22 protein-coding genes are annotated in these 22,001 nt (G+C 39.4%); 18 read left to right on the top strand and 4 right to left on the bottom strand.

Annotated elements, in window-relative coordinates:
• Positions 1 to 263 precede the first annotated feature (263 nt).
• Together AC504W_RS13110 and AC504W_RS13105 are read left to right on the top strand one after the other, a co-directional pair.
• On the top strand, positions 264 to 1,454 hold the full coding sequence (locus tag AC504W_RS13110; protein ID WP_494878181.1) for a sensor histidine kinase: 1,191 nt from the start codon (positions 264 to 266) through the stop codon (positions 1,452 to 1,454).
• 11 nt (positions 1,455 to 1,465) lie between these two features.
• Positions 1,466 to 2,128: a response regulator gene (locus AC504W_RS13105; RefSeq protein WP_494878179.1), complete on the top strand. Its 663-nt coding sequence runs from the start codon at positions 1,466 to 1,468 to the stop codon at positions 2,126 to 2,128.
• 51 nt (positions 2,129 to 2,179) lie between these two features.
• On the opposite strand, the gene AC504W_RS13100 is transcribed toward AC504W_RS13105, so the two are convergent.
• Positions 2,180 to 2,611 carry a nucleoside deaminase gene (locus AC504W_RS13100; RefSeq protein WP_494878178.1) on the bottom strand — a complete coding sequence of 144 codons (432 nt, stop codon included), beginning with the start codon at positions 2,609 to 2,611 and terminating at the stop codon, positions 2,180 to 2,182.
• An 85-nt stretch (positions 2,612 to 2,696) separates the two neighbouring features.
• On the opposite strand from AC504W_RS13100, the gene AC504W_RS13095 reads away from it, so the two are divergent.
• From AC504W_RS13095 to AC504W_RS13050, 10 genes are all read left to right on the top strand, one after another.
• On the top strand, positions 2,697 to 3,488 hold the full coding sequence (locus AC504W_RS13095; RefSeq protein WP_494878176.1) for an ion transporter: 792 nt from the start codon (positions 2,697 to 2,699) through the stop codon (positions 3,486 to 3,488).
• A gap of 122 nt (positions 3,489 to 3,610) precedes the next feature.
• Positions 3,611 to 4,537 carry a TIGR04222 domain-containing membrane protein gene (locus AC504W_RS13090; RefSeq protein ID WP_494878174.1) on the top strand — a complete coding sequence of 309 codons (927 nt, stop codon included), beginning with the start codon at positions 3,611 to 3,613 and terminating at the stop codon, positions 4,535 to 4,537.
• A 46-nt stretch (positions 4,538 to 4,583) separates the two neighbouring features.
• Positions 4,584 to 4,967, top strand: coding sequence for a hypothetical protein (locus tag AC504W_RS13085; RefSeq protein ID WP_494878172.1), 384 nt, complete (start codon positions 4,584 to 4,586; stop codon positions 4,965 to 4,967).
• Between the two features lie 3 nt (positions 4,968 to 4,970).
• Positions 4,971 to 5,810: an MbnB/TglH/ChrH family RiPP precursor modification enzyme gene (locus AC504W_RS13080; protein ID WP_494878170.1), complete on the top strand. Its 840-nt coding sequence runs from the start codon at positions 4,971 to 4,973 to the stop codon at positions 5,808 to 5,810.
• Positions 5,811 to 5,920: 110 nt separating this feature from the next.
• Positions 5,921 to 6,508, top strand: coding sequence for an SCO6045 C-terminal-like domain-containing protein (locus tag AC504W_RS13075; RefSeq protein ID WP_494878169.1), 588 nt, complete (start codon positions 5,921 to 5,923; stop codon positions 6,506 to 6,508).
• Between the two features lie 7 nt (positions 6,509 to 6,515).
• The gene (locus AC504W_RS13070) at positions 6,516 to 6,947 is read left to right on the top strand and encodes a YidH family protein (RefSeq protein WP_494878167.1); all 432 of its coding nucleotides are present in this window, start codon (positions 6,516 to 6,518) and stop codon (positions 6,945 to 6,947) included.
• Between the two features lie 461 nt (positions 6,948 to 7,408).
• A complete protein-coding gene (gene nifJ, locus AC504W_RS13065) occupies positions 7,409 to 11,092 on the top strand; it encodes a pyruvate:ferredoxin (flavodoxin) oxidoreductase (RefSeq protein WP_494878165.1) in 3,684 nt (1,227 codons plus the stop codon).
• 393 nt (positions 11,093 to 11,485) lie between these two features.
• A complete protein-coding gene (locus tag AC504W_RS13060) occupies positions 11,486 to 12,811 on the top strand; it encodes a hypothetical protein (RefSeq protein ID WP_494878163.1) in 1,326 nt (441 codons plus the stop codon).
• A 5-nt stretch (positions 12,812 to 12,816) separates the two neighbouring features.
• Positions 12,817 to 13,236, top strand: coding sequence for an element excision factor XisH family protein (locus AC504W_RS13055; protein WP_494878161.1), 420 nt, complete (start codon positions 12,817 to 12,819; stop codon positions 13,234 to 13,236).
• Positions 13,221 to 13,559 (top strand): XisI protein, encoded by a 339-nt coding sequence (locus AC504W_RS13050; RefSeq protein WP_494878159.1) that lies wholly within the window; start codon positions 13,221 to 13,223, stop codon positions 13,557 to 13,559. The genes AC504W_RS13055 and AC504W_RS13050 overlap by 16 nt, the downstream gene beginning before the upstream one ends.
• A gap of 234 nt (positions 13,560 to 13,793) precedes the next feature.
• On the opposite strand, the gene AC504W_RS13045 is transcribed toward AC504W_RS13050, so the two are convergent.
• The gene (locus AC504W_RS13045) at positions 13,794 to 14,513 is read right to left on the bottom strand and encodes a GDSL-type esterase/lipase family protein (RefSeq protein ID WP_494878157.1); all 720 of its coding nucleotides are present in this window, start codon (positions 14,511 to 14,513) and stop codon (positions 13,794 to 13,796) included.
• Between the two features lie 113 nt (positions 14,514 to 14,626).
• Complete coding sequence (nfi, locus tag AC504W_RS13040) at positions 14,627 to 15,292, bottom strand: deoxyribonuclease V (RefSeq protein ID WP_494878155.1); 666 nt, start codon at positions 15,290 to 15,292, stop codon at positions 14,627 to 14,629.
• A 595-nt stretch (positions 15,293 to 15,887) separates the two neighbouring features.
• On the opposite strand from nfi, the gene AC504W_RS13035 reads away from it, so the two are divergent.
• From AC504W_RS13035 to AC504W_RS13025, 3 genes are all read left to right on the top strand, one after another.
• Positions 15,888 to 16,250, top strand: coding sequence for a hypothetical protein (locus AC504W_RS13035; RefSeq protein WP_096576782.1), 363 nt, complete (start codon positions 15,888 to 15,890; stop codon positions 16,248 to 16,250).
• Positions 16,251 to 16,617: 367 nt separating this feature from the next.
• Complete coding sequence (locus AC504W_RS13030) at positions 16,618 to 17,157, top strand: Dps family protein (RefSeq protein ID WP_494878153.1); 540 nt, start codon at positions 16,618 to 16,620, stop codon at positions 17,155 to 17,157.
• Between the two features lie 137 nt (positions 17,158 to 17,294).
• Positions 17,295 to 18,062, top strand: a complete 768-nt coding sequence (locus tag AC504W_RS13025; RefSeq protein WP_494878151.1) for a ChaB family protein — start codon at positions 17,295 to 17,297, stop codon at positions 18,060 to 18,062.
• A 96-nt stretch (positions 18,063 to 18,158) separates the two neighbouring features.
• Here the strand turns inward: AC504W_RS13025 and AC504W_RS13020 are convergent, their stop codons facing one another.
• On the bottom strand, positions 18,159 to 19,052 hold the full coding sequence (locus AC504W_RS13020; protein WP_494878149.1) for an alpha/beta fold hydrolase: 894 nt from the start codon (positions 19,050 to 19,052) through the stop codon (positions 18,159 to 18,161).
• A 153-nt stretch (positions 19,053 to 19,205) separates the two neighbouring features.
• Here AC504W_RS13020 and AC504W_RS13015 point away from each other — a divergent pair, with 153 nt between their 5' ends.
• The 3 genes from AC504W_RS13015 to AC504W_RS13005 all read left to right on the top strand — a co-directional run bounded on the left by AC504W_RS13015 (position 19,206) and on the right by AC504W_RS13005 (position 21,985).
• Entirely contained in the window at positions 19,206 to 19,517 is a 312-nt protein-coding gene (locus AC504W_RS13015; protein ID WP_096576774.1) for a carbon dioxide-concentrating mechanism protein CcmK, read from the top strand.
• An 88-nt stretch (positions 19,518 to 19,605) separates the two neighbouring features.
• Positions 19,606 to 19,959 carry a carbon dioxide-concentrating mechanism protein CcmK gene (locus AC504W_RS13010; protein WP_096576772.1) on the top strand — a complete coding sequence of 118 codons (354 nt, stop codon included), beginning with the start codon at positions 19,606 to 19,608 and terminating at the stop codon, positions 19,957 to 19,959.
• Positions 19,960 to 20,800: 841 nt separating this feature from the next.
• Positions 20,801 to 21,985: a HetZ-related protein 2 gene (locus AC504W_RS13005; RefSeq protein ID WP_494878146.1), complete on the top strand. Its 1,185-nt coding sequence runs from the start codon at positions 20,801 to 20,803 to the stop codon at positions 21,983 to 21,985.
• Positions 21,986 to 22,001 lie beyond the last annotated feature (16 nt).

Below are 22,001 nucleotides of genomic sequence, written 5' to 3'. Positions count from 1 at the left end.
TCCTTCTGAGGATGTCATCATCATAGGAATTTACTCTTACTCATCACATGAGGATAAAGTCATGGTTACACCCATGACTTTAGTCATACTTTCTTTTTGTGTTATTTGAGTAACAATAACTTGTAAATTATAGTTACAACAGAATGCAAAATTATCTATATATGTACATTTTCTAGTACAACTCTCAATCAAGCTGTAATGATGAATTAATACTTACTATTATCACTATTAACCCAAGTTTTTAATTACAAATATCAAATAATATGAATCAACCTATTCAAATTAACAATCATCCTTTTCGGTTTTTACTGTATCTAGAATGGATATTGCTAACTCTGGCTATTTCTACATCTACTTTTCCTGATCCTTCGCCGCGATTTGCTAATCAATTCCCTGAACTTACTATTGGCTGTTTAATTATCTTTGGGTTTATGGGTTTGAGATTACCTACAGGTAAACCTATCTATAAAATAATTTACACAGCCATTGAAATTATCTTACTATTTATTACGGGGATGTTTGGCGGAAGAGTTGCGCGATTGTTCCCGTTTATTTACCTAATTTTAGTAACTCGCAGTTGTTTAATTTTTCAATTACCTGGACGCTTAGTTGTCACAGGTTTGTCTTTCTCTCTATTTTTAATGACTTTGAATGCTCGTTTACCTCGTGCTTTACCCCCACAAGCGCAAGAGCGTTTTCAGTTTATTACTTTCAACACGGCACTGTTATTTGGATTAAGTTTAATTTTTGTTTTATTATTAATGAATACTGTATTATCGGAACGGCAGAGTCGAGAACACCTAGCGATCGCTAATGAAAAACTGCGCCGATATGCTTTACGAATTGAAAATCAAGCTACTCTAGAAGAACGGACTCGCATTGCCCGTGAAATTCATGATTCTTTAGGACATTCTTTAACAGCATTAAATTTACAATTAGAAACTGCTTTAAAATTGTGGCAGTCTAATCCAGAGAAAGCTCAAACATTTTTATCCAGAGCTAAAGAACTTGGTTCTAAGGCTTTAAAAGATGTGCGCCAGTCGGTTTCAACAATACGAGTTAATCCCTTGCAGGAAAAAACTTTAGAGCAGGCTATTTCTGTACTTTTAGAAGATTTTCATCGAGCTAATGGCGTTAGCCCATGTTGTTTTATTAACCTGGATTATTCCCCACCTCCAGAAATTAATATTGCCCTTTATCGCATTATTCAAGAATCATTGACAAATATTTCTAAATATGCAAAAGCTACAGAAGTGATCTTAGCACTGACTAGTACGAAAAAAAGCTTACGTTTAATGGTTCAAGATAATGGGATAGGTTTTGATATTCAGCAAAATACTACTGGTTTTGGCTTACACAGTATGCGCGATCGCACTTTAGCATTGGGCGGTGAATTTAAGATTAACACTACTCCCAATTCTGGCTGTCAAATTATAGTTGATATTCCCTTATAAAGTTGCAGAGTATGATTAGAGTTTTGCTGGTAGATGACCAAAATTTAATTCGCCAAGGTCTCAAAGAATTATTAAAATTGGAACCAGATTTAGAAATTGTCGGAGAAGCAGAAAATGGTGCTATAGCTGTAGATTTAGCAGCAAAATTACAGCCAGATGTAGTGCTAATGGATATTAGAATGCCAATTATGGATGGGGTTGCAGCTACACAAGCAATTCATCAAAATTTTGGTAACATCAAAATTTTAATCCTCACAACTTTTGACGATGATGAATATGTTTCCGCAGCATTACAACATGGTGCAATGGGTTATTTACTCAAAGATACACCTTCAGAAGAATTAGCTGTGGCAATTCGCGCTGTTCACAAAGGTTATACTCAACTAGGCCCAGGAATAGTTAAAAAACTATTGAATCAATTTCCTAGTGGTGGTTCAACACCATCAGAACCTGTACCGCCTAGTTTAACTGAACTGACACCCAGAGAAAAAGAAGTTTTAAAGTTAATTGCAACAGGTGCTAGTAACCGGGAAATTGCTAAAGAATTATATATTTCTGAAGGTACAGTCAAAAATCATGTGACTAATATTTTAAATCGTTTAAGTTTGCGCGATCGCACTCAAGCCGCTATTATTGCTAATACATTTTTGTCTTATTTAAATGAGTCTGATTAATTCAGTTGAGCCAGCCAAACTAACTATTATTTACATCTAGTCTTAAACTAGCTAATTTTCCATAAATAAAGCCAAGCATTCATCTTTTAAAATGCCTTTTGTGACTTTAATATTTCTAAAAGACTTGGCTATTATCTCTTCGCAAAAAACATGAATCTGCGACTGATTGATCGTAATTAAATCTTGAATGGAAACTCCATAAACAATTTCGGATATCCCAGCCCAAATACAAGCTGTCGCACACATAGGACAAGGTTCGCAAGTTGTATATATCCTGTAACCCTCTAAAGAATGGCTTTTTAGTTTATTTGTTAAACTGCGAATAACATTCATTTCTGCATGGGCAGATGGATCATTATTTCGCTGCACAGTATTATATGCTACCTCAACAACTTCGTCATCCTTGACAATCACAGCACCATAAGGCCAATCACCTTTTTTTGCTGCTTCTAAAGCTAAACGCATAAAATATTCTTGGTTCATTTTCGTTATTATCAGGGAAAAATCATGCTCAATCATATCTCATGATTTATGAGATGCAAGTACAGACTGGAAAGGTCGAAAAAATATGTTGTTAAGTAGAGAGAAAACAGAATTTTATTTAACGGACTTGGAAACACCTATAGGTAAAATTATCAATCTGACAATTGCCGCTTTAGTGCTAATTTCGTCAGGAATTTTTGTGGCTCAAACTTATAATATTCCTTATAATATTAGGTCTGGGCTAGATTTAGTTGATACTGCTATCCTTGTAATTTTTGCGGTAGAGTATATAATTCGTTTCTGGAGTGCTGAAAACAAACTTAAGTATATTTTTAGCTTTTATGCAATTATTGATTTAATGGCAATATTGCCATTTTTTCTCGGTGCAGTAGATATCAGCTTTATTCGCCTATTAAGATGGTTTCGGATTTTAAGGTTAATTAGGTTTATTGATCAGAAGTTTTTGTTTGCCAGCATCAGCACAGAAGATGGTTTAATTTTCGTGCGGATACTATTTACATTATTTGCCATTATTTTTGTTTATTCGGGGTTAATTTACCAAGTTGAACATCCAGTAAATCCACTCTACACTACATTTCTGGATGCGTTTTATTTCTCGGTTGTGACTATGACGACTGTCGGATTTGGGGATATCGCGCCAATTTCTGAAGTCGGTCGTTTATTAACTGTATTGATGATTTTAACAGGTGTAGGCTTAATTCCTTGGCAAGTGGGAGATTTAATTAAGCGTTTGGTAAAAAATGCAAATCAGGTAGAAACTGTATGTTCCGGCTGTGGATTAGCTTTTCATGATATGGATGCAGCTTTTTGTAAAAGATGTGGTACTAAATTGCGAATTGGCAGTAATGGTGGCTAAAACTGAGTGTGATATAATACCTTGCAGAGTTGAAAAAGCGAGATGTATTAAAAAACCGCTGCTAAGATTTTGAAAATTAATTTTTCCTAACTTTAGGAATTTCCTTATAAGGAGTAAAAGTAATGGACACATTACTGCATAATCCAGTTGCAGATATGTATGGGCCAAACTTTCTGCTATTGTATGGTGTTGTTATCATCGCAACTTTGTTATTGTGTGGGCGATTAGTCCAAGATCCAACACAAAATCAACCTTTACCGTTAATTCCATCTAAACCAGATCCTTACAAAATCGCTTATTTGCGTTCTCAAGCAACAGGAGTCGCTCATTTAGTATTATTCAACTTGATTCAGCAGGGTTATTTGCAAGTCAGTAAACAAACTATCAGTCAAGCATCTAACCATCCTGAGATTTCAAATTTACAACCAGTCGAACGGCAAGTTTTTGAGAAAATTTCTGAACCTGCTACGGCTAAAACATCTCTGTGGTTAGCGACTCAGTGTGTACAGTCATTCTGCAATTCTTATCAAGAAAAGTTGCATGATGAACAATTGTTGTATAGTGCGAAGTGGCAAGAATGGAATATTAAAGTCGGCTTGGTTGGCGCGATGCTAATTTTTGGCTTGGGTGGCTATAAGCTGCTGATAGCTTTGCATAAGGGACGCTACAACGTTGGTTTTTTGATAATTATGGGTGTGTCGTCCATTATTTATCTGCTGTGGTACATGAGTCAGCACAAGTTTCTCAGCCATCTCGGAAAAAGGTATCTGCAACAACTCCAAACCACCTTCAAGCAACTGCGCGAAACTTCTATCGTCAACAATAATTTACTGGTATTAGCACTGTTTGGTGTTGAGTCTTTGGCTGGAACTGCCTACGATGCTTACTATAAAGCGTTTTTCCCGCCAGCTTATTCTACGACAAGTAGCCGCAGTAGTTCGTCTAGTAGTTCATGTAGTAGTGGTAGTTCCTGCGGGAGTTCTTGCAGTAGCGGGAGTTCCTGCGGTAGTTCTTGTGGCGGTGGTTGTGGTGGTTGTGGTGGCGGTTAGAGAGAATGTCATACAACAGGCTGTCTGAAGAATTGAGACTGAAAGAATGTTAGATAAACCTGTACCAAACACAATTACAAAATCGGTAATACTCAAGTTACTGATTATTTCAGTGGCAATAGGTTCAGTGGTGGCGATCGCTAAAATCATACCAGACACGAATGACCCTGAATTTCTGCTGTTTTATGGTGCTGTCGTTACTGTCACTGTGCTATTTAGTAGTTGGCTAGTCCTAGGTTTTGATTTACTTGCAGGAACTCGCTACGACAAATATCAAAATATTTTTGTACCTGTGATAAATACCGCCTATAGGCAAAATAGTAGTTCTGGCGGCTGTGGCGGTGGTGGCTGTAGTGGCGGTTGTAGCGGTTCCTGTGGCGGTGGATGTGGCGGCTGTGGTGGATGCGGTGGAGGATGCGGTGGAGACTAAAAAATGATGTTATCTGAACTTCCTACTTTGGGTGTCGGGTTAGGTTTTCGAGAACCATTCAAAAGTGATTTGTTTCTCAACCGTCCACAAGTGGACTTTCTGGAAATTGTGGCGGAACATTATCTTGATGCACCTGTACAAAAACAACAAGAGTTAGAAATACTGGCTGCACATTTCCCGATAATTCCCCACGCCATTAATTTATCGCTGGGTAGTGCGGAAGGTTTAGATACAGATTATTTACGCAAACTTGCAACCTTAATTAAACAAATTAACCCGCCTTGGTGGAGTGAACATATTTGTTTTACCAAAGCTGGCGGTGTGGATATTGGACATTTGTCACCCTTACCTTACACCAAAGAGGCTGTAGATATACTCTGTCGCAACATTGCCGAGGTGCGGCGCTTTGTTGATGTGCCGTTAATTTTGGAAAATATCACCTATATGGTAAAACTTCCTGGTGCAGAGATGACCGAAGCACAATTTTTGGCAGAAGTAGTAGAACGTGCTGACAGTGGTTTGCTGTTGGATGTGACGAATTTACATACCAATGCGGTGAATTATGGTTATGATGTGCATGATTTTCTCAATGATTTACCGTGGGAACGTGTTGTACAGTTGCATTTCGTCGGCGGACATTGGCACGATGGGGTATTAATTGATAGTCATTCCCAGTCAACCCCTGCGGAAGTTTGGCAAATAATGGAGGAAGTTGTAGCCCGCATTCCCGTTAAAGGGATAGTTTTAGAACGGGATGAAAATTTACCTCCGTTTACAGAAATAGCCCAAGAATTGCAAACAGCACGAAAGATTATGAATACATATTGTGTGCCTGGCGACTGAAGTCTTGGCTACACAGACAAAACCCTCTTTCCTCCTGCCTTCTGCCTCATGCCTTCTGCCTTTTCCCAACTAAAAATATTTATGTCGCTCTACTTAGGAGTTATCTAAAGATGGGGTTAGCACAAACCCAGCAAGTTTTAGCCCAGCTTTACACTAATGCTGAATTTCGAGAGCGTTTTTTTACTAACCTGCAAGCTGTGGGTGTGGAGTTGGGTTTGAGTGATGATGAAGTACAAAATTTAGCCGAAGTTTCATCGCAGGAGGTGAATATATTCGCCAATTCTTTGAAGTGGAAGCGATTAGGAGAAATACGGGAATTATTACCTCGTACTGCTAAGGCGTTGGGAAAAAATTTTAATACTTTGTTTTGGCGATATGCGGAAACCTATTTACCCACAGGCATTAAAAAACATCAAGATGATGCGATCGCTTTTGCTAACTTTATGATTAAAGTGGCGCAAAATGAAAACTTAGAACCTGCTTGGATAGGTGATTTAGTCAGGTATGAAAAAACTTGGTTGTTAGCATATCAACCTGGAATTTGTTTGAAATTTTGTTGGTTGCGTTACGCGGTACATCGTGATTTCACGGCAAAACCAACTTTGGCAATTTGGTGGCGTTGGTCGGAGCGATCGCAATTACGTCATATAATATTACCTCACGCAGAGTCGCGGAGAGTATCAGGAGTTGTAGATTAGTTTACTCATGAATAAAATAGACCGTCAACGGGAACATCAAGCCAATGAAAGAACTTTTTTAGCTTGGTTGAGAACTTCCATTGCTTTAATTGGTTTTGGTTTTGCCATTGCGCGATTTGGTCTATTTTTACGCCAATTAAATACGGCAATTACACAACAGGAACCAACAGTACATCCTCTATTTAACTCGGAAAATTTAGGAGTTGCTTTAGTAATTGTGGGAGTAGGTGCGATCGCTTTAGCTGCTTGGCGATATAATCAGGTATTCTGGCAAATTGAACGCGGTGACTATCGCCCCAATCGTTTATCAGTTTGGATTCTCACCGCAGTTGTGATGATTTTAGGTTTAATGAGTATTCCTTTACTATTTTTACACAATCGAGTTACACCACGCCCATCTTTAATGTCACCTCAGCCACAAACGAAAAATATTAGGTAATAGTAATTAGGATTTAATTCATAGAGAAAGGCATAATTTAAAATTAGATTTTGTGCTTTTAAATATAATCAGTTAAAATTTTAGAATAGATTCAACAATCAAACAAAGCTAGTTTTAAGGTGGAAATCAAATCCCGACCCTGTACCCCCACAAATGAGAATTACTCGTTTAAAAACCTTGGCTAGAAAATGTTTTGGCGATTGAGTACATCATTAATAGATATTAATAAATAAAGTATTTCGGATGAGATACTAAAACTTACAATCACTATTTAGAGTCAACCTCAAAGCCCGCAAGTGGTCAATCAAATATTATCCTAACCAGGGATAATCTTACCTACATATATTGGATTTTCCAGTTGGATGCAGCTAACATGAAATACCAACTTCTAGGCTTTAACTATTTCTAATTAGTATTACAACGCTGTCTGATAGTGCCGTTTAAAGGCTAGGACTACAATTATGAGTCAAACCTTTGCAACCATCGACGGGAATGAAGCTGTAGCCCGTGTTGCTTACAAATTAAATGAAGTAATTGCTATTTATCCTATCACCCCCTCTTCGGCAATGGGCGAATGGGCGGATGCTTGGTCAGCGGAAAGCCGCCCTAATCTTTGGGGTACGGTTCCCAGCGTTGTACAGATGCAAAGTGAAGGTGGTGCGGCTGGTGCAGTTCATGGGGCGCTACAAACAGGTTCTCTGAGTACGACTTTTACCGCTTCTCAGGGGCTATTGTTGATGATTCCCAACCTCTACAAAATTGCGGGGGAACTCACTAGCACAGTTGTTCATGTGGCTGCACGTTCTTTGGCTACACACGCTTTATCCATTTTCGGCGACCATAGTGATGTAATGGCGGCGCGGGCGACTGGTTTTGCTTTGTTGTGTTCCGCTTCAGTGCAAGAAAGTCACGACTTAGCACTTATCGCCCATGCAGCAACTTTCAAATCAAGAGTTTCGTTTATGCACTTTTTTGATGGGTTCCGCACCTCTCATGAAGTGCAGAAGGTGAAATTACTCTCAGATGACGATATTAAATCGCTCATTCCCGACGAATTAATTTTAGAACACCGCGCCCGTGCTTTAACCCCAGATCGCCCTGTGTTACGCGGGACTGCCCAAAACCCTGATGTTTACTTCCAATCGCGGGAAGGCGCTAACTCTTACTACAACGCCTGTCCAGAGATTGTGCAGGACATTATGGATCAATTTGGCGATCGCACAGGTAGATACTACCGCATTTTTGAATATCACGGTGCGGAAGATGCAGAACGGGTAATTGTCATCATGGGTTCTGGTTGTGAAACCGTCCATGAAACAGTGGATTATCTCAACGCCCGTGGGGAAAAAGTCGGCGTGGTGAAAGTGCGCCTCTACCGTCCCTTTGATGTCCAAAGGTTTGTTGATATGTTACCAGAAACTGTACAAGCGATCGCGGTTTTAGACCGCACCAAAGAAGCAGGTAGCGCCGGCGAACCACTATATCTCGATGTGGTCGCAGCTATCCACGAAATCCGCGCTGAACGTGGTAGTGGTAGAGATAAAATTCCTTCAGAAATTGTCGCTGCTCGTGGTAGTGGTAGAGATAAAGTTCCTTCAGAGATTGTCGCTGCTCGTGGTAGTGGTAGAGATAAGCTTCCATCTGTAATTGTTGGTGGTCGTTACGGCCTTTCTTCCAAGGAGTTTACTCCGGCGATGGTGAAGGCCGTCTTCGACAACCTCGCGCAACCGACACCAAAAAATCATTTCACTGTGGGTATTCACGACGACGTTACCCACACTTCCCTTAACTTTGACCCCAACTTTTCTATCGAACCCGATAACGTCGTCCGAGCGATGTTCTATGGGTTGGGTTCAGATGGTACGGTAGGGGCGAATAAAAACTCCATCAAAATTATCGGTGAGGGAACCGATAACTACGCCCAAGGTTATTTCGTCTACGACTCCAAAAAATCCGGCTCGATTACCGTTTCTCACCTGCGGTTCGGGCCGCAACCCATTCATTCTACCTACCTCATAGACAAAGCTAACTTTATTGGCTGTCACCACTGGGTCTTTCTAGAAAAAATAGATGTGCTGCAAGCGGCGGCAACTGGGGCGACAATTTTATTAAATAGTCCCTTTGCTCAGGATACTGTTTGGCGAAATCTCCCGCCAAAAGTGCGACAGCAAATTTTAGATAAGCAGCTGAAATTGTTTGTAATTAACGCCAACCAAGTCGCCCGCGACAGTGGAATGGGGGGACGCATCAATACAATTATGCAAGTATGCTTCTTTGCTTTAGCTGGGGTATTACCACAAGCAGAAGCGATCGCCAAAATTAAAAAGGCGATCGAAAAAACATACAGTAAAAAAGGTGCAGATATCGTCCGCATGAATATGCAAGCGGTCGATATGACCTTGGATAATCTGCATCAGGTACAAATTCCCACCGCCGAACAAGGTAAATGGCTAGATGAGGAATTATTCTCTACAACTTCCTTACCTGTGAGTGCGCCCGAATTTATTCAAGAAGTTCTTGGTAAAATCATGGTTTGGCAAGGTGATGATTTACCTGTCAGCGCCTTACCACCAGATGGAACCTTCCCCACAGGGACAGCCAAATGGGAAAAACGCAATGTCGCCCAAGAAATTCCCGTTTGGGAACCGGATGTCTGCGTACAGTGCAATAAATGTGTGATGGTTTGTCCGCACAGTGCTATTCGTGCAAAGGCTTATGCAGAAAGTGAGTTAGCTAACGCACCCTCGGCTTTTAAGTCAGTGAATGCCAAAGATAAAGACTTTAATCATCAGAAATTTACTATTCAAGTTGCTCCCGAAGATTGTACAGGTTGCGCTATTTGTGTAGATATTTGTCCAGCTAAAAGTAAATCTGAACCTGGTAAAAAAGCCATTAATATGGCGCAGCAACTACCTTTAAGAGAACAAGAAAGAGAAAACTGGCATTTCTTTTTAAACTTACCCAACCCAGACCGCAGAAATTTAAAATTAAACCAAATTCGTCAACAACAATTACAAGAACCTTTATTTGAATTTTCTGGTGCTTGTGCTGGTTGTGGTGAGACACCTTATTTAAAATTATTAACCCAATTGTTTGGCGATCGCGCAGTTATTGCCAACGCCACTGGCTGTTCTTCCATCTACGGCGGAAACCTCCCCACCACCCCTTGGACAACCAACGCCGACGGACGCGGCCCGGCTTGGTCAAATAGTTTATTTGAAGATAACGCCGAATTTGGTTTTGGTTATCGCTTATCTATAGATAAACAAGCCGAATTTGCCGCCGAATTATTACAACAATTAGGCAGTGAATTAGGTGATAATTTAGTTCATTCCATCCTCAAAGCTGAACAAAAAAATGAAGCCGATATTTGGGAACAACGAAAAAGAGTTGCATTATTAAAAGAAAAATTAAATAAAATTCTCACTTCTGAAATAGATCCTAATTTAATATCTAAAACTAAAATTCTCCAATCCCTTGCTGATTATTTAGTTAAAAAAAGCGTGTGGATTGTTGGCGGTGATGGTTGGGCTTATGATATTGACTTTGGGGGGATTGACCATGTGTTATCCAGTGGTCGCAACGTCAATATTTTAGTAATGGACACAGAAGTATATTCTAATACTGGCGGCCAATCTTCCAAAGCCACCCCCAAAGCAGCCGTAGCCAAATTTGCCGCCAGTGGTAAGCCTGCACCCAAAAAAGACTTAGGCTTAATGGCGATGAACTATGGTAATGTCTACGTAGCTAGTGTAGCTTTAGGTGCAAAAGATGACCATACTCTCAAAGCATTTTTAGAAGCTGAAGCTTACGACGGCCCATCATTAATAATTGCCTACAGCCATTGCATCGCCCACGGCATCAACATGACCACTGGGATGAATCACCAAAAAGCCTTGATAGAATCAGGACGTTGGTTGTTGTATCGCCACAATCCCCAATTACAAGAACAAGGTAAGAACCCCTTGCAATTAGATATGCGCCCTCCAACGCAATCTGTAGAAGCATCAATGTATCAAGAAAATCGCTTCAAAATGCTCACCAAGAGTAAACCAGAAATTGCCAAGCAGTTGTTAGAACAAGCACAAGCCGAAGTCGATGCCCATTGGCAAATGTATCAATATCTGGCAGAACGGAATCCCTAAAACCGCCTTTATTATGATGGAAAGACAGTTAAATCTGCGGGTATAAGGTAAATTTTTTCAAAGTTATATTCACAATAATTCTGGATATCATTTTGAATTTGGTATTTATGCAGAAAATTTCTATATAGTTAGCCGATATTCGGTATTAATATGGATTTTTACCATATAATTGCTAATTATTTTATATAATAAAATATAAAAATTTACATTATATTAAAGTCTAATAGTCATTAAAATAACACCTCGTTAATAACCTGGAGCCGATTAGCCAGAGGTATATGCAGTTTAACTCCTAGTTAGGTGGCTTCTTGGCTTCTTAGCCACAAAACACTGAGAGTTCATGAGTCTTGTGTTAGCCTTGCACAAGCAACTCCACGGATAATCAAATCAGTTATGGGCAAAAGTCAAAGTTCAGAATCCCCTTTTTCAAAGGTTCTTCAAATTTTCTTGATAGAGATTAATGGCTTATCAGATAGTCTGCCTATCATTATGGAATCCATGATAGAATCTCGGCATAAATCAGCCCAACAAGTAAATCATTTTTTTGAAGAGTATGGAGAGCTTTTAGAAAAATTTCAAAAAGACGAAAATGGCCATAATAAGAAAGCAGAGGTATATAAAGTTGGGCTTGAACATTCGTATGATATAGAAAAATTAATCCGTATACATTCTAACTTCAATGCGGCAATCCCCATAATTTTAAAGGGATTGTTGGTTATGATGGTCAGTCAGTTTGATGCTTTTCTAGGTAGGCTGATAAAAGCCATGTATTATGCAAAGCCAGAGATGCTTAACGCTTCAGAAAAGCAACTTACTTTTGCTAATCTTGTCCAATTTGATTCTCTAGATGCTGCACGAGAATATATTTTGGAAAAAGAGATAGAATCAGTTATTCGTGAAAGTCACTCAGAGCATTTTGAGTGGCTAGAAAAGAAACTCGGCATATCTTTACGTCAGGGATTAGATATTTGGTCTACATTTATCGAACTAACAGAACGCCGTAATCTTTTTGTTCATACAAATGGTATAGTTTCATCTCAGTATATAACAGTATGTATAAAACATGGTGTGAAAATTGAGGAAGATTGTGTTGTTGGCAAAAAGCTCAATGTTAGTAAAGATTACTTACAGCAAGCTTATGAAGTGTTGTTTGAACTTGCAACTAAATTGACTCATGTTGTATGGAGGAAGCTAATTCCATCTGAATTAACTATTGCAGACGAAAAACTAAATGAGGTTTGTTATGACCTTTTGAAAGAAGAAAACTATACTCTTGCAAAAAGGATTTTGTCTTTTGCATTAGAATTACCAAAGCATAGCTCTCAACAAGATAAGCTCATTTTCACTATAAATAGTGCAATTGCTTACAAGTGGGGAGGTGAACCGGAAAAAGCTAAAAAATTAATATCAGAAACAGATTGGAGTGCTTGCGACAAAGCTTTTAAATTAGCTAGCACAGTATTATTAGATAGATTTGATGATGCAGCTAAGATTATGAGGAAAATCGGTAATGACGGTGAAGTTCAGAAAATTCATTATAAAGATTGGCCAGTGTTTAAGGATTTTCGCCATAGCACACAGTTTTTAGAGGCTCATCGTGAGATTTTTGGGGAAGCCCTAGAGACTGTCGAAATTTCAGCAGGTTCTGAAATTGGTGAGCAAGATGATATCAGTTTCTCCGTTACAGGTAATGACGAGTTGCCGCGTGAGGCTCATTAAAATTTGTGCCAGCAAAAGACATCTATCATAACACTGTAAAACGAGCCTTACAAAAGGATGGATGGACAATTACCCATGATCCATTTCCATTGCAAATTGGTAAAAAGCGTTTGTCGGCTGATTTGGGTGCAGAACGTCTTATCAGTGCTAATAAGGGAATTCAAAGAATTGTGGTTGAAGTGAAGAGTTTTGTAGGACAGTCTGATGTAAAAGATTTAGAACAAGCATTAGGGCAATATGTTTTGTATCAGCAAATTCTTAGCGAAATGGGAATTGAGAGAACCCTTTATCTAGCCATATCTCAACCAACCTTTAATAGCGTATTCACTATAGAATTAGGACAGGTATTACTTAAGAATCAGGTTGTCAAGTTAATTGTCTTTGATGATGAAAGTGAGGCGGTTGTGCAATGGATACCCGATTAAAATACCAAAGCATTATTAAGTCTGTCCTCCAAAACCATGCAGACTTTCGTGCTACTCTGCCTGATGGTTACACCTGTCAAGTTGTATTTGATGATGAACGAGGGCAGTATTTAGTTCTAGACATGGGTTGGAATGGTGAGCAATATCTCCATACAACTCCAATTCATATTAGTTTGATAGGTGATAAAGTCTGGATTCAATATGATGACACAGAAGAAGGTGTAGCAACTGATTTAATGACAGAAGGTATATCTAGAGAAGATATCGTACTTGGTTTTCGCCATCCAAAAATCCGGCAGCATACAGGTTTTGCCGTGGCTTGATAGACAAGTGTTGCTGTGAAATTTTCCAGTTGCGAGAACAAGGTAAGAAACCCTTGCAATTGGATATGCACGCTCCTACACAGTTTGTAGAGTCATCAATGTATCAAGAAAATCGCTGCAAAATGCTCACAAAAATAAGCCAGAAATTGCCAAGCAGTTGTTAGAACAAGCACAAGCCGAAGTCGATGCGCGTTGGCAAATGTATTAATATTTAGCTGAACCGAATCATTAAAATTATCTCAGTTGGTATTCTGGTTGAGAATGATATGGTGCTAAAGCATCCCATTTCAACACATCGTCTAGCAAAGCTTGATAGCCTAATGTATTGGGATGTAAACCATCGACGTTCATTCTTTGCTGTAACCAAGTTTCACCACGTCCCATCCATTGGTCGAAAATATCCAAGTAAGGAATTTGGCGTTGCTGACAAGCTAGGCGTGTAGCTTCTTTGTAACGGTGTTGGTCACTGTGATTAAAATAAAAACAATCAAGAAATGGCATCTTGGTTTCATCCACGGGTGTCATACCCACAAACAAAACTGGGCAAAGTTGTTGTGCCAAATCTAGCAAATGGGCTATATCTGTCTCAAAAATGGCAAAATCTGTGTAATTTTTCCCATTGGGACGACCTAACCGTGCTGAATCATTCAACCCGACGGAAAGAATAATTAAATCTGGAACGCGGTTGCGGAGTTCACCGCGATGGCGAAATTCTACTTCTAGTCTTTGGGCTACCTGTTGTGTGCGATCGCCTCTAACACCTAAATTATATAAAACATGACCAGCACTACCGGGCAACATCCACCATCGCCGCAGTTGTTCTACCCAACCACCACGTTCGGGATCACCAAAACCATAAACTATGCTGTCTCCAAGAGCGACAATCTTCAAAGACTGACATTGATTCGGGGCTAAAGACAGTTGCATTGAAGAAAGAGCTTGTAATGTTTGCATCTTAAAAAAGACTATATTTTATATCTTTACAAGATTCTATACATTTCTACACTATTTCAACGTATCTTTTTTGTCATTCATACTGCAATATTAACTTTTCTGAATTACGTCGATTATCTGTTAGAAGCTAACTTATCAGCCACACGGGTAGTTTCTGGTAGTCTGTATTTTGGTGTACATCGCAATACATAATCAATGGCTGTAGTCAAGCTAATTTTGTGACCACTAGAAATATACAAAGGTTTAACCCCAATGCGAGTCCGTAAAACTGCACCAATGGTTTCACCTTTATGTATGAGTGGTTGCCAACTACCTCTAGTTTCTGGCAATTCCTGATGTTTGCCAATTAACAGCGATTTAGCCACGCCAATTGTTGGCATATCTAAAATTACCCCAAGATGGCTGGCTATACCAAATCTCCGGGGATGAGCAATGCCTTGTCCATCACAAAGGATAATATCTGGTACTGTTTGAATCTTTTCTAAGGCATCAAGTACAGCGGGAATTTCTCGAAAGGAGAGAAACCCTGGAATGTAAGGAAATGAAGTCGGACGGTGTGCGAGGGTTGTTTCTACAACTTGCAAATCAGGAAAACTCAGCACTGCTACAGCGGCACGGCTAATTGTCCCATCGGCGGTAAAACCCATATCTACGCCAGCGACATAACTGATAGGTTCTCTTAATTGATCTTCTGTAATTACTTGTTGACTCAAACTTTCTTGAATAGTGATAGCTGCTTCTAGGGTTTGAGGCCAAGTATGAGGTTGATAAATCTTCATGATATATGAATAAAACAATCGAGTTTAATGGTGGCGTAGACGCAAAGCGGCTTGTCGTTAGACATCGCTAATTTGATGAAAGTTATTTAATTATTTATCAATAGCACTATCAGATAAATCTTTCCTACTGCTTCTATTTGCTGTATGCTGTAATCCCTCTATACGGTCATCCAGACTAATCAATCTAGCGACTACACTGCACCAACGCCAGATAAAAGCAATAAACAGCCAAATTTCCCCATATTCAGCCACTCTACCTACAGGTTGATTTTCTCCCTAACTCAGAAGCGATAAACTTCACTCTACAGGTCGATCCCAAAGTAGGATGATTCAACGTAAATATAAGTTAGGTGAAATTCGCTAGAAAAATTGTTGTGAAGAAACTACACAGAATTGATGGCTATATTAAGTTTTATCTAGCCATAATTAAATTGATTCACAGCAATAATTTATGGCAAATATCTACCTAAAAATAACTCACTAGTAAAGCATGGATTAATTTTTTCTGCCACCATTTTATCTGATGATGGCTCAGTCTGGCTTTGCTAGAAAAATATAACTTATGTGTTGTTAACGTTGTTTTTGAGGAATTCAAATGAAAAATATGACTTCTGTTTTATCTCTACTGCGTCCAGTACGTTTTCTCATTGTAGCTTTTACCTGTGCATTAATATTGGTGTCTAATGCTTTTCCAGCTTTTGCAATTGAAAGCTATAAAAGTGACCCAACAGAAGCTACAACACAACTGCTAGAAACTCAAAAGAAAACTGATGAAATTGGTAGATCTGCACCTCCTGGACTGAAGAAGGTGCAAGAAGAATCTAATAAAGGGCTTAACGAAGTGCAAGGAGATGCTGACATTGACAAAATGAAGCGTCCTGACAATTCTCAAGGTGCAACTTCCGTTGAAGATGAAGTTGAAAATCTGTTGGAAAAAGTCACAGGTAATAAGAAGTAAAAATCAATGAGACTACTTAGCAGATCCAAAGGTAATACAAGTAAGAATATTTGGTAATTATGAATAAGACTGGAATCAGAATTCTTTACCAAATAAATACTTTGACTGCTAGTTAGGAAAAATACTCCTCATACCTCCTCCCTTCTATAGAATAGTTACTCAATTTAAACACCTTGGTTGATTAATTTGACCAAGGTGTTTATTTTTATTGATAAAGTAGATTTTTTAATTTTTTCTATTCAAGGTTATAAATCAATCTGAACTTAAGTCATAAATAATTTGACTTTGGCAATCATTCCTATGGTTGATGTAAATGATGTTTGAATTTTGTGAACTTATAAATAAGTCTATTTAGGAATTAAATTCAATGCGTGCGATCAACATTGGTTTGACAGAAGAACAGCGTCAAGGTGTGGCAAATCTGTTAAATCAAGATTTAGCAGATGCCTATTTACTTTTAGTAAAAACTAAAAAGTATCATTGGGATGTTGTCGGCCCTCAGTTTCGTAGTCTGCACCAGCTTTGGGAAGAACACTACGAAAAACTGACTCTCAATATTGATGCACTAGCCGAACGGGTTCGTGCTTTGGGTTGTTACCCTATTGGGACAATGGAAGGATTTCTGCAAATTGCTACCCTCAAAGAACATTCAGGTGATGTTCCCACAGCTACAGGTATGGTAACCAACCTTGTGGAAGATCATGAGCAGGTTATTCGCAATCTCAGAGAGCATATAGATCAGTCTAGTGATGAGTTTCATGATGAAGGAACTGCTGACTTTTTAACTGGACTTATGGAAGAGCATGAAGAAATGGCTTGGATGCTGCGCTCATTTATTGAAGGACAAGAATTGCAGCCAGATGGAACCAAGCCAGCTACAGGATCAAAAACTCCTGTGGGTGTGTAATTGAACGCAGATTTATCCCTTTTATCCCTAAATTTTAGAGTCTGACTGAACATACTAGGCTGCGGGAAGAACTTATCTCCCGCATTTGCCTCTTTAGCCAGTGCGTTATAAAAAAGCAGATTTTCAGGAGTATTCAAGTGCCAGAAGTCTATCAAGCAGAACGTACTATCTCAGCGGTAGTTAAAGAACAGAAGCAAGTTGATGATGTAATTCGACGTTTACTAGACAGAGGTGTACCCAGAGATCATATTTCGGTTCTGGGACGAAATTTCCAGTCGGAAACCAGAATTGCAGGCTTTATTACTAAGAGAGATGTAATTTTAGGAGGTTTGAGAACAGGGGCGATTTTTGGTTCTCTGTTTGGCTCTTTCCTAAGTTTGCTCACAGGTGTAGGTGTACTGTTCATTCCCTTTGTTGGCCCAATTGTGGCTGCGGGGCCAATTAGTGCATTACTGTTGGGGGCTGCAAGTGGTGCGATCGCAGGTAGTGCTGGTGCTGGTTTAGTCTCAGTTCTCACCGCTTGGGGAATGCCAGAAGATAAAGCCGCAGTCTACCAAACCCGTTTACAAGCTGGCGAATTTTTATTAATGGCAGAAATCCCCAGCGATCGCGCTGGCGAATTTCAATTGCTTTTAGAAAGTGCTGGTGCTGAAGAAATTAACACAATCGATAAAACATTAGCTCATCCTTGTCCTGGGCCATGTAACAGTGCAGAGGATTTATCTCCTGAAGTACGTTCGCATTTGTCTGCACAAGCTCAACAAGTATTCATTGAGCGTTACAATGCCGTATTGAATGAAACTAGTGATGAGTTTAATGCTGAACAAGCTGCTTGGCAGGCAGTACATCAGCGTTTTGATGAAGACCAAAACGGTGTTTGGTCAAAGGAAAAAGTTAACGTTTAGGCGATCGTTTATTTTGGTTTGTTAGCAAGCAATTAATCAAGATTTTGGGGTGAAAGGATATGTTGATTGAGTTCCTTTCACTCTATTTTTATGCTTTTATGATTCCTCTCGAAATTCTAGAATGCGTTTAGCCGTGACTTGTGGTTGCTCTAAATGGGGGATATGACCTGAGTCTTGTATCCAAATCAGTTTACTGTGAGGAATTGCCCGTTTAAATCTTTTAGCATCTGTAGTGCCTAAAATTTTATCTGAGTCGCCCCAGAGAATTAATGTCGGCTGTAAAATTTGTGCCAGTTGCTTAAATCTAAAGGCACTGTAGCCACCACTTTTGGTAAAAGCAATTAACGCTAAATGCCAACTAGGCATATCTAGATGCAATCCGCCACAATATGTAGCATCCAGGGAAATCAGACTGGGGTTTTTATAAGCAGTCCGAGAAATGCGATCGCGCACTTTAGGATTACGCAAAAATTGTGTAGCCCAATTATCTAATGGCGGAAACATAAATTTCGCCAAGGGTGAACCTGCCTTTAAGCCGGCACTATCAATTAAGACCAGTTTTTTGACGGCTTCTGGGTAAGTGAGGGTAAAATCAAGGGCGGCGGCACCTCCCATTGATGCGCCTACCAAAATTACAGGCTGCTTGATTAAAGTTTTCCAGAAATAATATAAATGGGTTTTAATGGCGACAGGGCTAAATGGTATGCCTGCTAGTCTGTCGGTAAAGCCAAAACCCAGTAAGTCAACTGCCCAAGTTTCATTATTTTCTGCCAACAGTGGCAACAGTCGGCGAAATTCTAATACGGAACTATCAAAGCCGTGAATTAGTAAAATCGGTATCCCACCACTACCTTGCTGCACATAGGTAGTGGTAATTGGCTGATTAGATAAAGGAGTAGCGATCTCTTGACTTTGAATACTCCGCGCTAGGGCGATCGATTCTGGCTCTGTTAATTGACTAACTGCGGTCGGTAAAAAGCTGGGAAACATAACTTATAATTTACAGCACCCCATTACCAAAATAATATTGATTGGTCAAATGGTGGCTCAGTGTAGTGAAAAAAACACTACTCAATGTCACAATTGGAGCCAAACCCTCGTAAAATAAAGATTACTTATTTTAGTGTCTCAGGAGCTAATGCCATGCCAATGGCTGTTGGCGTAATTGAAACTTTAGGTTTTCCATCTGTGTTAGCCGCAGCAGATGCAATGGTGAAATCTGCCGCAGTCACGCTAGTGTATTATGGCCTAGCAGAAAGTGGCCGCTTTGTTGTTGCTGTCCGAGGACATGTTGCTGAAGTCAAAAGAGCCGTTGAACAAGGGATAAATGCGGGGGAGCAAGTAAAAGCTGAAACAGTAATCACCCATTATATAGTTCCTAATCCCCCAGAAAACGTGGAAACAATACTACCAATCCACTTCACCGCCAAATCAGAACCTTTCCGTATCTTCTAAAAGATTTTGCCATTAAAATCTGTAACGAAGCTTTCTACAATTAACTTGTAGCGTTACCACATACGTTTATTTATACAGGAGATTGCTAATGTCATTACAAGCAGTTGGTTCGCTGGAAACTAAAGGTTTTCCTGCTGTGCTTGCAGCAGCAGACGCAATGGTAAAAGCTGGGCGAGTTACCCTCGTTGGTTATATCAGAGTTGGTAGCGCACGTTTTACAGTCAATATTCGCGGAGATGTATCGGAAGTCAAAACCGCGATGGCTGCCGGTGTAGAAGCAGCAGAAAATGTTTATGGTGGAACATTAGAATCTTGGGTAATTATTCCCCGTCCCCATGAAAACGTTGAGGCTGTTTTACCAATTGCTTATACTGAAGAAGTGCAACAGTATCGAGACTCTGTAGAAAATCCCATCATTGGTAGGTCTGGTAACGGACGCTAGATTTAAGTTCATTAGCATATTCATCCAACAGCTAAAGTCAAAAGTTCTCAGTCTAATTGCTAATCGATGATTAATAATTAAGACTAGACTATTGACTTTTTGCTAGATATGTTATTCCGATTTAATTGAGATAGATGTTAGTCAAAAACATCACTTCGACTCAACTGACGAATAACTCTTAAGAGAAACAAATTACTTTTACAACTAGTTGTCAAATTTGCATATAATTAAAAATTAAAAAAAATTTCCTTACCAAGAGTATTAAATTTTAAGAAAATTGTAGTGTTAGCGATCGCTTCCCAAATTCTAAAGACTTGCCAATAGCCAGAAAAAACTAAGGAGTTAACTATAAATTATAGCTTTCGGGCGTGAAAGCTATAGATAAACTACTAAAGATTAATAAGAAAAATTACATAATTACCCAACAGCTAAAAAAAGACTTTATGGGGTGAAACTTATCTACCCAAGATAACGTCTTTTGGGTAAATCCCACTAATTCTTTTGCAGAAGTGTCAACTTTCTAGCTTTTACTAACTGAAGAACTTTAATCGCAATTTTTCTTGATCAGTTTGGTTGGGGATAAATCTGCTTTAAAAGTATCTTGATGATAAGTTTACAAAAATTAAAATTTTTCAGAGATAGAAACAAAATTTCTGAATCCTGAAATTTATATTATTCAGAGAATAAAAGCTAAAACTACAATCTGAAAACTTCTGCATAAAGTTTGGGAATAAAAACGTAATAAGAATAGAATCGCTGAAATGTCTTCATGAAAGCGACCGATTCATGGACAACTGCCAGCCAAGATGTTAAGAGTGATTGACGATAAACGGGGGTTGTGATGCAAACTTTAAGGCAAGGTTTTGAAGAATACAATCTCACTATGGCAAAAGATGCAGACCAACTGGCACAGTATTGGCTTAAACGTTTAGCTGCCGAAATTCCAGAACAAAGTGTATCTGTGAGGGAGAGTATTGTTCTGTGGCTTTTGGGAAAAGACTTAAACCGATTTGAACTATTAAATCCCAAAGAACTGGAAATTGCCAAGCAAGCGATGGAATATCGCTGGAAAATTTTACGTCAACGCTACTTGGGTATTGGCCGAGAACGTGCGTATCGTAACTTAATCACACGATTGGGGAGTTTAGTGAGCTTACGCCATAAAATTCAAACTTGGGTAGCGTTAAGCCGCGATCGCCAACGCAGTGTCATGGATGTATTACAAGAAGTGATCCAAGAATTACTGCAAAGCGACACCTATATGCAGCAGCAAATGGCTTGCATTGTGGAATTTACGCCCGACAGAAGACTACAAGATACACTCCTGTTTGCCAGTGTAGAAGAGTATGCGTTGCGCCCAGTCCGCAATCAACCCCTACTCGTTTACCGATTTGTCAACTACTTGCGTCGGACTCAGCGTGGTGGCTTAACTCAAGTACCAGGTAGTGACATGGTGAGACTCGTTTCCGAAGAAATTCTCACCGACGACAGTGATAATCGCGTTAATTTGGTAGATACCCAAGCGATCGCCGAATATCAAGAAGCACAACAACTAGAAGAACAACAATCACTGCGCCAATCTGTGCAAACAGAATTTGCCGATTATTTACAAGCAAATCTCGGACAAGATGCAGTCGAATGGCTGAAGTTGTATCTTCAAGGCAAATCTCAAGATGAAATTGCCAAGCAACTGCAAAAGCCGATTCGGGAAATCTACCGCCTGCGCGAAAAAATTAGCTACCATGCAGTCCGTGTCTTTGCCCTTAAAGGCAAACCAGAACTCGTCAATAGCTGGTTATCAATTTCCTTAGAAGAACATAACTTGGGACTTACACCGAGTCAATGGCAGCAACTTTATCAAAAATTAACTCCACTGGGGCAGCAGGTACTAGATTTACGCAAAGCAGGTAATTCCCTTGAAGCGATCGCCCAACAGTTAAACCTCAAAAGCCATCAGGCAATGGGAGAATGGACAAAAATTTATCTCATCGCCCAATCGTTGAGAACCGAAGAATCAGGAGCATAATCAGCGATCGCCGCAA

The organism is Nostoc sp. C96, from assembly GCF_059384975.1.
Note: the sequence above shows the minus strand (reverse complement) of the source record. Positions and strands in the feature narration are given on the sequence as shown.

What these genes read in the sequence shown, in the direction of transcription:
- AC504W_RS13085 (WP_494878172.1), top strand. Translation starts at nt 4,584, where the DNA reads ATGTTAGATAAACCTGTACCAAACACAATTACAAAATCGGTAATACTC.
- AC504W_RS13090 (WP_494878174.1), top strand. Translation starts at nt 3,611, where the DNA reads ATGGACACATTACTGCATAATCCAGTTGCAGATATGTATGGGCCAAAC.
- AC504W_RS13105 (WP_494878179.1), top strand. Translation starts at nt 1,466, where the DNA reads ATGATTAGAGTTTTGCTGGTAGATGACCAAAATTTAATTCGCCAAGGT.
- AC504W_RS13045 (WP_494878157.1), bottom strand. Translation starts at nt 14,513, where the DNA reads ATGCAAACATTACAAGCTCTTTCTTCAATGCAACTGTCTTTAGCCCCG.
- AC504W_RS13015 (WP_096576774.1), top strand. Translation starts at nt 19,206, where the DNA reads ATGCCAATGGCTGTTGGCGTAATTGAAACTTTAGGTTTTCCATCTGTG.
- AC504W_RS13100 (WP_494878178.1), bottom strand. Translation starts at nt 2,611, where the DNA reads ATGAACCAAGAATATTTTATGCGTTTAGCTTTAGAAGCAGCAAAAAAA.
- nfi (WP_494878155.1), bottom strand. Translation starts at nt 15,292, where the DNA reads ATGAAGATTTATCAACCTCATACTTGGCCTCAAACCCTAGAAGCAGCT.
- nifJ (WP_494878165.1), top strand. Translation starts at nt 7,409, where the DNA reads ATGAGTCAAACCTTTGCAACCATCGACGGGAATGAAGCTGTAGCCCGT.
- AC504W_RS13110 (WP_494878181.1), top strand. Translation starts at nt 264, where the DNA reads ATGAATCAACCTATTCAAATTAACAATCATCCTTTTCGGTTTTTACTG.
- AC504W_RS13010 (WP_096576772.1), top strand. Translation starts at nt 19,606, where the DNA reads ATGTCATTACAAGCAGTTGGTTCGCTGGAAACTAAAGGTTTTCCTGCT.
- AC504W_RS13070 (WP_494878167.1), top strand. Translation starts at nt 6,516, where the DNA reads ATGAATAAAATAGACCGTCAACGGGAACATCAAGCCAATGAAAGAACT.
- AC504W_RS13095 (WP_494878176.1), top strand. Translation starts at nt 2,697, where the DNA reads ATGTTGTTAAGTAGAGAGAAAACAGAATTTTATTTAACGGACTTGGAA.
- AC504W_RS13050 (WP_494878159.1), top strand. Translation starts at nt 13,221, where the DNA reads ATGGATACCCGATTAAAATACCAAAGCATTATTAAGTCTGTCCTCCAA.
- AC504W_RS13060 (WP_494878163.1), top strand. Translation starts at nt 11,486, where the DNA reads ATGGGCAAAAGTCAAAGTTCAGAATCCCCTTTTTCAAAGGTTCTTCAA.
- AC504W_RS13080 (WP_494878170.1), top strand. Translation starts at nt 4,971, where the DNA reads ATGATGTTATCTGAACTTCCTACTTTGGGTGTCGGGTTAGGTTTTCGA.
- AC504W_RS13020 (WP_494878149.1), bottom strand. Translation starts at nt 19,052, where the DNA reads ATGTTTCCCAGCTTTTTACCGACCGCAGTTAGTCAATTAACAGAGCCA.
- AC504W_RS13035 (WP_096576782.1), top strand. Translation starts at nt 15,888, where the DNA reads ATGAAAAATATGACTTCTGTTTTATCTCTACTGCGTCCAGTACGTTTT.
- AC504W_RS13005 (WP_494878146.1), top strand. Translation starts at nt 20,801, where the DNA reads ATGCAAACTTTAAGGCAAGGTTTTGAAGAATACAATCTCACTATGGCA.
- AC504W_RS13030 (WP_494878153.1), top strand. Translation starts at nt 16,618, where the DNA reads ATGCGTGCGATCAACATTGGTTTGACAGAAGAACAGCGTCAAGGTGTG.
- AC504W_RS13075 (WP_494878169.1), top strand. Translation starts at nt 5,921, where the DNA reads ATGGGGTTAGCACAAACCCAGCAAGTTTTAGCCCAGCTTTACACTAAT.